This window comes from Kluyvera sp., from assembly GCF_965301105.1.
Map to the genome: position 1 here is coordinate 23704 of NZ_CBDKZX010000022.1, position 13402 is coordinate 37105.

Here is a 13402-nt window from a genome sequence, read left to right on the forward strand (position 1 = left end):
TACTCATTCCAGTTTACCCCTCACAGATAAAGATAAAGTCGGGCTTTATGCGCCCCTAAACCGTTAGCAGTCCCGTACAGCGTGACCGACCCCATTGCAGGAATCGTAATGCTGCGCGGCGCTTCCAGCGGGTGCATTTCCAGCCCTCTGGCGTCATACCAATAAAAACGATAGTGAACGGTGACCGGCTGCCGCCTTTCGTTGAACAGTTTTGCGCTGGCGGTCGCCTGAATATCCGACGACGTCAGCTCAGGCTTTTCCGCGCTGATACCTGCCGCCAGAACGTTAGACTCCATCACCAGCGTCTGCTGTTCACTGACGGCGATTTCCGGGCGCGAATGACACCCGCTCAGCAGCACCGTACCTAACAAAAGACCCAGACATGCCGATTTCATAGATTAGCCTTTATGCGCCAGCATCGGCCCCAGCGGGCGGCCGCCCAGCAGGTGCATATGAATGTGGTAAACTTCCTGCCCGCCATGGCGATTGCAGTTCATGATCAGACGATAACCGTCTTCGGCAATCCCTTCCTGTTGTGCAATTTTCGCCGCCACGGTAATCATGCGCCCCAGCGCCTGCTCATGCTCGGCGGTGACGTCGTTAGTGGTGGCAATCAAGGTATTGGGGATAATCAGAATATGCGTCGGCGCCTGCGGAGAGATATCGCGAAATGCGGTAACCAGCTCGTCCTGATACACCATATCCGACGGGATTTCACGACGAATAATTTTGCTGAAAATGGTTTCTTCTGCCATACGGAATTCCTTTATTATTCTCATATGCCGTCGGTAAAATCGTTGCCGACGAACAGGTTAGATGCCAGAGTATGAGCGAGTTACGCCACTTCTTTCAACCGTAATACGATTTTTCTTACCTCTGGTCGTTACTTACGCACCCACTGGCCGTTAATGCCCTGCACGTATTCACCCGGCAGCGCTTTATCGATCAGCTTTTTCCCCGCCAGCCGTGCTACCTCCTGCTGAGAGAGATTGTTGCTCAACGCCAGCTGCTGATAGCTTTCGCTGCGGGCCTGATTAATGTTCTTCACTAGCGCCAACGTTTCGCTGTCCTTAGCCAGCGCCGCCAGATAGCCGCCCTGCGTTTCCCCTACCCGGCCCTGTGTTCTCGCCTCTGACAGCGTTAACGCGAACGCCTGAACGCTAAACAGACCCAACAGCAGAACCGCGATAATACGCATTTTTCTCATGGTGGCGGCCCTCAGAATAAGTCGCTACGCGATTTCAGCAGATCCTCAACGTCCTTATCGGCCTTGATGCGGATCTCGTGCTCAATCTTGACGTTCATATTGATGGTAATCGGTTCTTTCGGCGCAGCCACCTCGATGCGCGGTACGCAGCCTGATAACAGTGCCGTTGCCGCGATCCCCAGGATGGCGATGGATAATTTCATTAGTGCTCCTTACATTCCGTGCCGCTGCGACACGGTACGCCGGGAAGGGTCGCGTGTTGCTCAAGCCATGACTGAAGTTTGTCGCCAAAGCGCAGGCTTCGCCACAAATCAAAAACATTCTCCTGGTGCGTGTAATTCAGGCGCACCGTACTGCGTTTCTCGTCCATCACCCCGGTACCGGTCACCGTCGCCTGCAGCGTCAGCATACCCAGACTATCGAGATTGATCCGCGTCCACGAGCGGGAGATTTCCATATAGCGTAGCCAGTTGATTGCCGCGCCCGCGGCGATATTATCGTCGGCAACCGCGTCCGCGGTGTCTTTATCCAGGCGCAGCGTCATCGGGCCGGGATTATGCAACCAGCCATCCTTAATAATCCATTTGCTGTCGTTCAGCCACAGCGGTAGCGCGCCGTCAACCGGGCCGGACATGGCAAACTGTTTCGGGTTCACCGCGCTCACCAGTTCGCTGGTAGAAATATGTTGTAAGCGCAGAAGCGCGGCGTCGCACTGCGGCATGCGCAGCTGCTGCATCGTGACCTTCCCACCCAGCACATCCACGCTGACATCGCTCAGCTGCAGCGGCGCCTCTTCACTCCACGGCCAGGTACCCTGCAGATCGGCGGTTACGTTGCGTGCAGTGACCTGGTTAATAATTTCCGCAATGCGCAGCGACACCGGTCGCCGCGTTCCCAGCTGCCAGACGCCGGCTTTTAAGCGGAACGGCAGCACAAAATCGACGCCGTTGATCTCGTTATCCGGCATCCACGCGCTACCGTTGTGTAGCACGCCGTGACCACCGGCCTCAAATCCTTGCCCGGCGGCGGCAGAGAACGCAACCTGCGCGTACAGCGAACCGTCGCGCAGCTTCATTTTCCAGTCCGGCGGTACCAGCGGCTGGAACACCTCCAGCGACTGTTTTGGCCACCACGCCTGGCCACGTAAACGCTCGCCGTCCCAGCGTCCCGTCACCCGCACCGGCCCAATTGCCTGCGCCTTCAGATCGCCTTTAAACTGGAAGAAGGTCGGATCGCGCCCTTCCACGCTAAACGTCAGCGCCGAGGCAGGCAGCATGCTGCCGCCGGTAAAGCGCGTTTCGCTGGCATCAAGCGCCAGCGCACCTGTAAAGGAAGGATGTTGTTCATCGCGGATCCAGTGAATGGGTTGTTCCAGCTTGAGACGCGGCTTATCAATGGTCATGGTGCCATATTGCAGCTTATCGAAGCCGGTAGAGAGCGTATTCAACACAATGGCGCTGTCACGCCACTCGCCGGTCCCGGTCACATCCCAGCGCGCCTGCATCGGCGTAAAGTGGCCGTCCCCCCAATATCGCCAGCGCCAGGTGCCTTTATCGGGCATGAAATTGTCAGCCTGGCCGTCCAGGTGCAGCACAAAATCCCCGGTCTGCTGTTCATGCGCGCGCAGAATGGCCTGTAGGCGTCCATCAATGCCCTGCGTTGAAATTTTCACTCCCGCCAACGGCCAGCGCACTTCATCAATATTTAGCGCATCGATTACCCGCCCGCGCGAACGCAGCAACGCGCCCGGCTGGAACGCCAGTACTGGAGTAACCAGCGGGCCGCTAAGGTGAGCGGGCAGTTTTGCGTAAAAGATCAGATCGCCCTGTTTCGCTTCCCCCACCAGTTGCAGCGGCATGTCGCTGTTATCCATGCTCAGCACGCCCGGCCCGACGTTCAGTACCGCCACGCCTTTCCCGGCATCACCCGCGGTCAGAACACTAAGGCGGCCGGTCACCTGCGTTTTATCTACGCCCTGTTGCCAGTTTTCGAGCTTCACCCCCACGCGGCCGCTGAGCGGGATACCTGCCTGATACGGCCAGTTCCAGCGCCCATCGCTGATGGTGAGCAGTTGTTCCGTTAACGTCCAGGGCAGATCGACTAAGGGATCGTCCTCGCCACGCGCCATCATCACCAGTTGCCCCTGATTACCGTCCCAGTTGAGTTCCGCATCAACCAGCGAAGGCACCTGCGGCACCTGGAAGGTAGACTCGAGGTGCCCTTTTACCGGTAACCCGTCCGGCACCAGCGGCATCGTGAACTCACCGAGTAATTTAACCGGCGGCTCTCCGTCGATCAGGCTGGCGTGAAATTCGTTTACCGTCAGCGCCTGCCCATGCAATCGTGCGCGCAGACCAACCTGTTCGCCCGTATATTCCACATCCTGCCGCTGAGATGTCAGTGAAACCTTGAGCTTGCCCTGCCATTTTTCCCACGGCGAGACGCTGAGCGCGTCGATGGTCAGCCAGGTGTTGGGCAGCATTGACTGCCATTCCGCCAGCGTGCGCGGCGCGCCGGGAACCGTATCGTTTTGCGGCAGCTTGCTAAAGCACAGAGAATTGAGGTTGGCCGATGCGGCGTGCAGTCGCCAGCGGCTTGGATGTGACAGAGTCACGTCTTTCAGGGTCGCCAGTTCGCAATCCCCCGCCAGATAGCGCAAATCGGGAATGTGCAGGGCCGAACGCGTCAGCCGAGGGCTTTCGTTAAGCGCAATACGCGTGCCTGCCGGAAGCCAGATACCCACCAGCGTAGGAACCCAGTACCCTAGCGTCATCAGCAATGTGAGCGGCAGAAGTACTAAAAGCAGGAGTAGCGCAATAATGGCTTTATATTTACCCTTCATGGGTGCAGTCATATCCTGATTGAACAAGCGGTGATGCCAGACCGCGCAGCGGGCAGTCCAAAGGCGCATATTGTGTCATGTCAGACCAGAGAGTGAAAGCCGCTGTGATGTTTTAAGAATAGCTGCTGCAAAATAAAACGTGAGGGATTTCAGTTGATTCTGATTGAGAACCGTCATTCGCGCCCCCATTTAAAGCGGGTATACTGAAGGGAGTTTCTTTACGAATCCTTAGCTTTCAAAACATTTTTATATTTTGTAAGAATTTTTGAATTATGCTAACTTGACTCTAAAATCATTGGAGAAAAGTCTCATGAAAATCGCCGTTTACAGTACTAAGCAGTACGACAAAAAGTACCTGCAAAATGTTAACCAGGCATATGGCTTTGAGCTTGAGTTTTTTGATTTCCTGTTAACGGAAAAAACCGCCAAAACCGCCCATGGCTGTGAAGCGGTCTGTATTTTCGTTAACGACGACGGTAGCCGTCCGGTGTTGGAAGAGTTGAAAAAGAACGGCGTGAAGTATATCGCGCTGCGCTGCGCGGGCTTCAACAACGTCGACCTCGACGCAGCGAAAGAGCTGGGTCTGCGCGTGGTTCGCGTGCCCGCTTACGATCCGGAAGCCGTGGCCGAGCACGCCATCGGGCTGATGATGACATTGAACCGCCGCATTCACCGCGCCTATCAGCGTACGCGTGATGCTAACTTCTCGCTGGAAGGGCTAACCGGATTCACCATGTTCGGTAAAACCGCAGGCGTGATTGGCACCGGGAAAATCGGCGTCGCGGCACTGCGTATTCTGAAAGGCTTTGGTATGCGCCTGCTGGCGTTTGACCCGTATCCTAGCGCTGCTGCGCTGGAGCTGGGCGTTGAATATGTCGACCTGCCGACGCTGTTTGCCGAGTCCGACGTGATTTCCCTGCACTGTCCGCTCACCCCTGAGAACTATCATCTGCTGAACGCCAGCGCGTTTGAGAAGATGAAAGATGGCGTGATGATCGTCAATACCAGCCGTGGCGCGTTGATTGACTCTCAGGCCGCGATTGAAGCCCTAAAAACGCAGAAAATCGGCGCACTGGGGATGGACGTATATGAGAACGAGCGCGATCTGTTCTTTGAGGATAAGTCTAACGATGTGATCCAGGATGACGTATTCCGCCGTCTCTCAGCCTGCCACAACGTGCTGTTCACCGGCCACCAGGCGTTTCTGACTGCTGAAGCACTGACCAGCATCTCAGAAACCACTCTGCAAAACCTGCAGCAGATCGATACAGGCACTGATTGCCCTAACGCTATCGCCTGATACACCACACTCCCCGGCTACGGTCGGGGAGCATTTTCGGATAAGCCCCACAGACACCTCCCGCAGTACAGTTATGCTTCAAACATATTCACACCGCAAATGATTAATAAGAAGTCCTGTACTATGAAGAACGTATTTTTCGTGCTGGCTGCGGCCGCCCTTCTCTCTGGATGCGTCTACAACAGCAAAATGTCAACGAACGCTGACCAGCTTCAGCATCACCGCTTTGTTTTAGAGAGTGTGAACGGTAAAACGGTGAGCAGCAAAGGCGCCCCGCTCGAGCTGAGCTTTGGCGAAAAGCAGCCGATTCTTGAAAAGATTTATGTGTCGGGCAACATGTGTAACGGCTTTTCCGGCACCGCGACCCTGCACAAAGGCGAGCTAAAGACGAGCGAGCTCGCCATGACGCGCAAACTTTGCAGCGACGCCCAGCTTAATGAGTTGGATGCCACGTTCAGCAACATGCTGCGTCAGGGCGCGCAGGTTGATTTAACCGAACAACAGCTGACGCTCGCCACAGCGGACCAGACGCTGGTCTATCGCCTGGCCGATCTGATGCATTAAGGCTTAGTAGCTGCCGCAGGTGCCGGTAGCAAGAGACTGTTCGCTGCAACGTTTACCGTTTGGCAGCGCGCACATACCGATACTGGAGCCGTCCAGCTGGCGCGCGGCGGAAAGTGACCCGCCAATCATCGCGCAGTTCGCTTCGCCCGAGCTGGACATTGCCGCTCGCATTCCCGGCGTCACGTGTGCCGCCGTTGCCTGCTGAACAGGTTCACTGCTGCACGCGGATAATAATAGCGCCGCACACCCGACTAAAAACGCAGCTCGCATCTCTTCTCTCCGTATCGCAAAAATAAGAACAAACCTAAGCATCATAGGCAGCGCTGGCCGCTCCGTCGAGAGACGAAGTGCGCATTTATGCGTTGTAGAAACATTTTCTCGCAATTTTGTGGCTCAAAACATTCGTATCATTGATACAGACGCGCCCCAAGGACACAAAAGCAAAAATGATTCAGCGCCGGGTTTGCTAAACTTCACTTAACATCATCCCTAAGAGCGATGTGTCAATTAAGGACAAATTCCCGGTTGATGGGTAAACCCGTGAACCTATTTTTTGCGCAATGTAAGGTGTCATATCAATGATCACAATTGACGGTAATGGTGCGGTCGCCTCGGTTGCGTTCCGTACCAGCGAAGTCATCGCCATTTACCCGATCACGCCGAGCTCAACCATGGCTGAACAGGCTGACGCGTGGGCGGGAAACGGGCTTAAAAACGTTTGGGGCGACGTCCCACGCGTGGTAGAGATGCAGTCCGAAGCTGGGGCCATCGGCGCCGTGCATGGGGCCTTGCAGACCGGCGCACTGTCGACCTCATTTACCTCATCGCAGGGTCTCCTGCTGATGATCCCCACGCTGTATAAGCTGGCCGGGCAATTGACGCCGTTTGTGCTGCATGTGGCGGCGCGCACTGTCGCGACCCACGCGTTGTCTATTTTTGGCGACCATTCCGACGTGATGGCGGTACGCCAGACCGGCTGCGCCATGCTGTGCGCCGGTAGCGTGCAGGAAGCGCAGGACTTTGCGCTGATTTCACATATTGCGACGCTCAAGAGCCGCGTGCCGTTTATTCACTTCTTCGACGGGTTCCGCACGTCGCATGAGATTAACAAAATCGTGCCGCTGGCCGACGATACGATCCGCGGCCTGCTGCCGCAGGAAGACATCGCCGCACACCGCGCCCGCGCCCTGAACCCGGAGCATCCGGTTATTCGCGGTACCTCCGCAAACCCGGACACTTACTTCCAGTCTCGTGAAGCCACCAACCCGTGGTACAACGCGGTTTACGATCACGTTGAGCAGGCGATGAATGATTTTGCCGACGCCACCGGTCGAAGCTATAAACCGTTTGAATATTACGGCCATCCGCAGGCGGAACGCGTTATCGTTATTATGGGGTCGGCGATCGGCACCTGTGAAGAAGTGGTGGATGAACTGCTGACGCGCGGCGAAAAAGTGGGTGTGCTGAAAGTGCGCCTCTATCGTCCGTTCTCGGCGAAACATTTATTGCAGGCGCTGCCGGAAAGCGTACGCAGCGTCGCGGTGCTTGACCGCACCAAAGAGCCGGGCGCTCTGGCCGAGCCGCTGTATCTTGACGTGATGACCGCGTTGGCGGAAGCCTTCAACCAGGGCGAGCGTGAAACGCTGCCGCGGGTGATTGGCGGCCGCTATGGCCTGTCGTCAAAAGAGTTCGGCCCGGACTGCGTGCTCTCGATTTTCCACGAGCTGTCGCAGGCGAAGCCAAAATCGCGCTTCACCGTCGGTATTTATGATGATGTCACGAACCTCTCCCTGCCGCAGATGGAAAACACCCTGCCATCTCACGCGCGGCTGGAGGCGTTGTTCTACGGATTGGGCAGCGACGGCAGCGTGTCGGCGACCAAAAACAACATCAAAATTATCGGTAACTCTACGCCGTGGTTTGCTCAGGGTTACTTCGTCTACGACTCTAAAAAGGCCGGTGGCCTGACGGTCTCGCACCTGCGCGTGAGCGATAACCCGATTCGCTCTGCTTATCTCGTCGCACAGGCCGATTTTGTCGGCTGTCACCAGCTACAGTTTATTGATAAATACCAGATGGCCGAGCGCCTGAAGCCTGGCGGTATTTTCCTGCTCAATACGCCGTACAGCGCCGATGAAGTGTGGGCGCGACTACCGCAGGAAGTGCAGGCGGTGCTGAATCAAAAGCACGCGCGCTTTTATGTGATTAACGCCGCCAAAATCGCCCGTGAATGTGGCCTGGCGGCACGTATTAATACCGTGATGCAGATGGCGTTCTTCCACCTCACGCAAATTCTGCCGGGCGATAGCGCGCTGATGGAGCTGCAAAACGCCATCGCGAAAAGCTATAGCAGCAAAGGTCAGGATCTGGTTGAGCGTAACTGGCAAGCGCTGGCGCTGGCCCGAGAATCCCTGTTTGAAGTGCCGCTACAGCCGGTCAACGCCAGCAGTCCAAACCGCCCACCGGTGGTTTCTGACGCCGCGCCAGACTTCGTTAAAACCGTCACTGCCGCCATGCTTGCTGGCCTCGGTGATGCCCTGCCGGTGTCCGCGCTGCCGCCGGATGGCACCTGGCCGGTCGGTACCACGCGCTGGGAAAAACGCAATATCGCCGAAGAGATCCCTATCTGGAAAGAAGATCTCTGCACCCAGTGTAACCACTGCGTGGCCGCCTGCCCGCACTCGGCGATTCGTGCAAAAGTAGTCTCACCAGACGCGATGGAAAACGCCCCGGCGTCTCTGCATTCGCTGGACGTGAAATCGCGCGATATGCGCGGTCAGAAATATGTCCTGCAGGTTGCGCCGGAAGACTGCACCGGCTGTAACCTGTGCGTTGAGGTATGCCCGGCGAAAGACCGTCAGAACCCAGAGATCAAAGCCATCAATATGATGTCGCGTCTGGAGCATGTTGAAGAAGAGAAAGTGAACTATGACTTCTTCCTCGACCTGCCGGAAATCGATCGCACCGCACTGGAACGCATTGATATCCGTACTTCACAGTTGATCACCCCGCTGTTTGAATATTCCGGCGCCTGTTCTGGCTGCGGTGAAACACCGTATATCAAGCTGCTGACGCAGCTGTACGGCGACCGTATGCTGATTGCCAACGCCACCGGCTGTTCGTCTATCTACGGCGGTAACCTGCCCTCTACGCCATATACCACCGACGCGAACGGCCGCGGACCAGCGTGGGCTAACTCGCTGTTTGAAGATAACGCCGAGTTTGGTTTGGGCTTCCGTTTAACGGTCGATCAGCATCGCCAGCGTGTGATGCGTCTGCTGGACGGCTTTGCGGAACACATCCCTGCTGAGCTGAACGAAGCTTTGCATACGGACGCCACGCCAGAGGTGCGCCGCGAACAGGTGGCGGCGTTGCGTAGCGCATTAACCGGCGTGGAAGGTGCGGAAGAGCTGCTGACCGATGCTGACGCGCTGGTCGAGAAGTCTATCTGGCTGATTGGCGGCGACGGCTGGGCCTACGATATCGGCTTCGGCGGTCTGGATCATGTGATGAGCCTGACCGAGAACGTCAATATTCTGGTGCTCGATACCCAATGCTATTCCAACACCGGCGGCCAGGCTTCAAAAGCGACGCCACTCGGCGCGGTGACCAAGTTTGGTGAGCACGGTAAACGTAAAGCACGGAAAGATTTGGGCGTCAGCATGATGATGTATGGTCATGTCTACGTGGCGCAAATCTCACTGGGCGCACAGCTTAACCAGACGGTGAAAGCGATTCAGGAAGCCGAGTCCTATCCGGGTCCGTCGATTATTATCGCTTACAGCCCTTGCGAAGAGCACGGTTACGATCTGGCGCTCAGCCACGATCAGATGCGCCAGCTTACCGCTACCGGCTTCTGGCCGCTGTTCCGCTTCGACCCACGTCGCGCCGACGAAGGTAAAATCCCGCTGGCGCTGGATTCCCGTCCGCCGTCAGACGCGCTGGCCGAGACGTTAATGAACGAACAGCGTTTCCGCCGTTTGAACAGCCAGCAACCAGACGTCGCCGAACAGCTATGGAAGGATGCGGCAGAGGATCTGCAAAAACGCTACGACTTCCTCGCCATGATGGCCGGCAAGGCGGAAAAACCGACGCCGCAGGAATAACCGAATTAAGGTCATTCTCAAACCATAAAAAAAGCCCGAATATCAATTCGGGCTTGTCATTTTAAGATGACGAAGAATATTAAAGACACACGGCAACATAAATACGTTGTGTGACAAAAAGGCATATAACGGCTGTAGCTTACGTCAGCGATTTTTATTTGTATAATTTTTATTTTATATATATCCGCACAAATCATTCACGATAATTATCATCATTTCAGCAGAATTATATCCTTTAGATTTTACTCATGCTGTAACAAATGTTATTTACCATATCAGATTCGTCTCTATTAGCATGACTGTGCTTTCTTATTCAGAAAGTGCGCGTATAAAAAATACTAAAGGAATATATTCAATGAACAGAAAAGTACTGGCCCTCGTTATTCCTGCCCTGTTAGCCGCAGGCGCAGCTCATGCCGCAGAAGTTTATAATAAAGACGGCAACAAATTAGACATCTATGGCAAGGTAGATGGTCTGCATTATTTCTCCAGCGATTCTAAGAAAGATGGCGATCAGACTTACGTCCGCTTCGGTTTCAAAGGTGAAACTCAGATTAACGATATGCTGACTGGTTACGGCCAGTGGGAATATAACGTCCAGGCAAACTCAACTGAAGGTGATGGCGCGAACAACTGGACTCGTCTGGCGTTTGCAGGTCTGAAATTCGGCGATTACGGTTCATTCGACTACGGTCGTAACTACGGCGTGCTGTACGACGTTGAAGGCTGGACAGATATGCTGCCAGAGTTCGGTGGCGACTCCTACACCAACTCTGACAACTTTATGACTGGTCGTGCTAACGGTGTTGCAACTTACCGTAACACTGATTTCTTCGGTCTGGTTGATGGCCTGAACTTTGCTCTGCAGTATCAGGGTAAAAACGAAAGCCAGGGCACCGACGACGTAGGAACCAATAACCGTGGCGATGTTAAGGATAGCGATGTGCGCTACGACAACGGCGACGGCTTCGGTATCTCCACCTCTTACGACTTGGGTATGGGTGTCAGCGCTTCCGCTGCATACGCAACCTCAGATCGTACAAACGATCAGATCAACGGAACTACAGCTGGCGGCGATAAAGCTGACGCATGGACTGTAGGTCTGAAATACGATGCTAACAATATCTATCTGGCATCAATGTATTCTGAAACTCGTAATATGACCCCGTACGGCAACGACACCGGTGTTGCGAATAAAACGCAGAACTTTGAAGTTACCGCACAGTACCAGTTTGATTTCGGCCTGCGTCCGGCAATTTCTTACCTGCAATCTAAAGGCAAAGATCTGTACACCGGCAACAACAATGTGAGCGCAAACTCCGTTGGCGACAAAGATCTGGTTAAATACATGGATATTGGCGCGACTTACTACTTCAACAAAAACATGTCCACCTACGTTGATTATAAAATCAACCTGCTGGACGGCAACGATTCCTTCTATCAGGAAAACGGTATTTCTACCGACAACATCGTTGCGCTGGGTATGGTTTACCAGTTCTAATACGATTAAAAAACCCGCCGCCATGGCGGGTTTTCTTTATTTACTGCACCACGCTTTCGCCGTGGATTTCCCCTTTAAATCCGGTTTTGGCAATCGCTGCTAATAGCCGCTGATTATCAAAATTCTCCGGCACCACCACTTCCGCCTGACGCGTTTTCAGCGAAGCTTTCGCCTTAATCACGCCATCGGTGCTGCGCAGCGCCTGGTTAATGGAAATCACGCACAGCGGGCAGTTCATTTCGCCGACATCAATGGTGACCAATTTATCGGCCGCCCAGCCCAGTGGCGTAAACATCAGTAACGCCAGACACACGGCTTTTTTCATTCCATCCACTCCCAGATCCAGGGTAATACATAAGGATAGGTAATCAAGGCCAGCACTAACGGCACCGCCAGCCAATACAACCACACCAGCACCCGACGGCTTACGACGTTAACGCATACCGGTTTCGACGACAGATGCAGACGCCAGAATCCGCGCGCCATCAGACCAACGGCGACAATAATCATCGGGATTTGCAGCCAGGACGCCCCCGGAATACCCACCAACCCGGCAGCGGAAACCCCAAACACCAGATACAGCAGCGGCCCAATGCAGCACAGCGTTGACGCGCCCGCGGCTACGATCGCCGCGAGCAACGTTAACACGCCGCCCTTAATGCTGTTCGACGCTGACATAGTCGTAGCTAAAAGCAGCTGGGTCGTAGAAATTCAGCGGATCGCCGTCGACTTCCGCATACGGATAGCCCAGGTTATTCACGTCACCCTGCTCCGCGGCTGGCGACAGTGCGAAATCACGCGCATGGTTGAATCCCACCCAGTTCATTTCCCAGTTACCAAACAGATAATCGTTCACCGCGGTGACCGACGGGTCGCCATTCTCTTTTTTCTCTGTCAGACGCATTTTGGTCACGTCTGCCGGGTCTGCTGGCATCCAGCCGAAACCGGCTAACCAGAACATCGCGCGACAGTGTTGACCGCCGCTGATTTTGGCCACGCCTTTATCGTCGGCGCTGCCAAATGCTTTCGTGGAGTATTGATTAAGCTTGCGGCTCGCGCCTAAACGGATGCCAAACATTTCACGTGCCGGAATGCCGACCGCACGGCACAGTGCGACAAACACCGAGTTAATGTCGGTACATTTGCCACCGAGCTTGCCGGTTTTCAGGATCTCCCCGACATCGCCGGTTCCGCAACCTATGACCGCGTCATCACGATGCATATGGGTGCTGACCCAGTCATGAATCAGACGCGCCTGTTTCAGCGGCGCTTTTTCGTTGCCGATAATTTTCAGCGCGGTCTCTTTCACCAGCCCATCCACCGGAATATGCGCCGTCGCCTGCAGGAAAGGTTTAATCTCATCGGGGATCACCGCCCCTTCCCCCGGCAACTGCCAGTCAGTGAGACGGTTGTCTTTCAACACTTCCCAGTCGCGGGTTTCAATTTCCATCTCCACGTTAATATCCAGCGGTCCGTTTGAGGCCGGCCACGTCACGTACAACATTTTCGCGCCATAGCGATTATTGGCATTCAGCGTGGCACTTTGATAGTTGCCGCTGAAGGAGAGATTGATCAGTTGCTGGAAGGCGGTCTCTTCCGGGATGGGGATCCACAAATTCACCTTCCCGGAAGAGCCTTCCGGTGCCTTCAGGCTATAGGTTTGGGTCATAATGAAGCGGCGGTATTTGCCGGAAGCTGAGACAGCAGGCTGAGCCTGCGTTTCTGTTTTAGCAAAAACCGGGCTCACCAGCCCCAGCGTTGAGAGGGCTGCGGCACCTTTCAGGAAGTTACGCCTTTGCATTGTGTATCCTTCATCACCAGAAAAAGCTGGCGCTTAACCCCGCACCTGCGGAGGTTGGCCGCTATTATGCGGCCATGTATT

General features: G+C 54.9%; 13 protein-coding genes. 4 read left to right on the forward strand and 9 right to left on the reverse strand.

The features are described 5' to 3' along the window. Nucleotides 1-20 precede the first annotated feature (20 nt). The 5 genes from ACW14G_RS10565 to ACW14G_RS10585 all read right to left on the reverse strand — a co-directional run bounded on the left by ACW14G_RS10565 (nucleotide 21) and on the right by ACW14G_RS10585 (nucleotide 4049). On the reverse strand, nucleotides 21-395 hold the full coding sequence (locus ACW14G_RS10565) for a YcfL family protein (RefSeq protein WP_163447428.1): 375 nt from the start codon (nucleotides 393-395) through the stop codon (nucleotides 21-23). A 3-nt stretch (nucleotides 396-398) separates the two neighbouring features. After that, on the reverse strand, nucleotides 399-755 hold the full coding sequence (gene hinT / locus ACW14G_RS10570) for a purine nucleoside phosphoramidase (protein WP_163447427.1): 357 nt from the start codon (nucleotides 753-755) through the stop codon (nucleotides 399-401). A gap of 128 nt (nucleotides 756-883) precedes the next feature. Next, nucleotides 884-1207, reverse strand: coding sequence for a YdbL family protein (locus ACW14G_RS10575; protein WP_163447426.1), 324 nt, complete (start codon nucleotides 1205-1207; stop codon nucleotides 884-886). Nucleotides 1208-1218: 11 nt separating this feature from the next. Next, a complete protein-coding gene (locus tag ACW14G_RS10580; RefSeq protein ID WP_163447425.1) occupies nucleotides 1219-1410 on the reverse strand; it encodes a YnbE family lipoprotein in 192 nt (63 codons plus the stop codon). Beyond that, entirely contained in the window at nucleotides 1410-4049 is a 2640-nt protein-coding gene (locus ACW14G_RS10585) for a YdbH family protein (RefSeq protein WP_249021890.1), read from the reverse strand. The genes ACW14G_RS10580 and ACW14G_RS10585 overlap by 1 nt, the downstream gene beginning before the upstream one ends. A gap of 310 nt (nucleotides 4050-4359) precedes the next feature. Between ACW14G_RS10585 and ACW14G_RS10590 the strand changes: the two genes are divergently transcribed. Together ACW14G_RS10590 and hslJ are read left to right on the forward strand one after the other, a co-directional pair. Further along, complete coding sequence (locus tag ACW14G_RS10590; protein WP_163447423.1) at nucleotides 4360-5349, forward strand: 2-hydroxyacid dehydrogenase; 990 nt, start codon at nucleotides 4360-4362, stop codon at nucleotides 5347-5349. A 123-nt stretch (nucleotides 5350-5472) separates the two neighbouring features. Further along, nucleotides 5473-5913 (forward strand): heat shock protein HslJ, encoded by a 441-nt coding sequence (gene hslJ / locus ACW14G_RS10595; protein WP_249021891.1) that lies wholly within the window; start codon nucleotides 5473-5475, stop codon nucleotides 5911-5913. A 3-nt stretch (nucleotides 5914-5916) separates the two neighbouring features. Here the strand turns inward: hslJ and ACW14G_RS10600 are convergent, their stop codons facing one another. Further along, on the reverse strand, nucleotides 5917-6183 hold the full coding sequence (locus ACW14G_RS10600; protein WP_064545809.1) for a putative hemolysin: 267 nt from the start codon (nucleotides 6181-6183) through the stop codon (nucleotides 5917-5919). A gap of 308 nt (nucleotides 6184-6491) precedes the next feature. Between ACW14G_RS10600 and nifJ the strand changes: the two genes are divergently transcribed. Further along, nucleotides 6492-10019: a pyruvate:ferredoxin (flavodoxin) oxidoreductase gene (nifJ, locus tag ACW14G_RS10605; RefSeq protein ID WP_249021892.1), complete on the forward strand. Its 3528-nt coding sequence runs from the start codon at nucleotides 6492-6494 to the stop codon at nucleotides 10017-10019. 355 nt (nucleotides 10020-10374) lie between these two features. Next, nucleotides 10375-11520 carry a porin OmpC gene (gene ompC, locus ACW14G_RS10610; RefSeq protein ID WP_455648582.1) on the forward strand — a complete coding sequence of 382 codons (1146 nt, stop codon included), beginning with the start codon at nucleotides 10375-10377 and terminating at the stop codon, nucleotides 11518-11520. Nucleotides 11521-11560: 40 nt separating this feature from the next. Here ompC and ACW14G_RS10615 read toward each other — a convergent pair whose 3' ends face one another. Genes ACW14G_RS10615 through ACW14G_RS10625 form a run of 3 tightly spaced genes read right to left on the reverse strand, consistent with a single transcriptional unit; the run spans nucleotide 11561 to nucleotide 13321 of the window. Further along, nucleotides 11561-11845: a heavy-metal-associated domain-containing protein gene (locus ACW14G_RS10615; protein ID WP_064545815.1), complete on the reverse strand. Its 285-nt coding sequence runs from the start codon at nucleotides 11843-11845 to the stop codon at nucleotides 11561-11563. Continuing rightward, nucleotides 11842-12198: a hypothetical protein gene (locus ACW14G_RS10620; RefSeq protein WP_157093548.1), complete on the reverse strand. Its 357-nt coding sequence runs from the start codon at nucleotides 12196-12198 to the stop codon at nucleotides 11842-11844. The genes ACW14G_RS10615 and ACW14G_RS10620 overlap by 4 nt, the downstream gene beginning before the upstream one ends. Next, entirely contained in the window at nucleotides 12176-13321 is a 1146-nt protein-coding gene (locus ACW14G_RS10625) for a transglutaminase-like domain-containing protein (RefSeq protein ID WP_249021895.1), read from the reverse strand. The genes ACW14G_RS10620 and ACW14G_RS10625 overlap by 23 nt, the downstream gene beginning before the upstream one ends. Nucleotides 13322-13402: the final 81 nt, after the last annotated feature.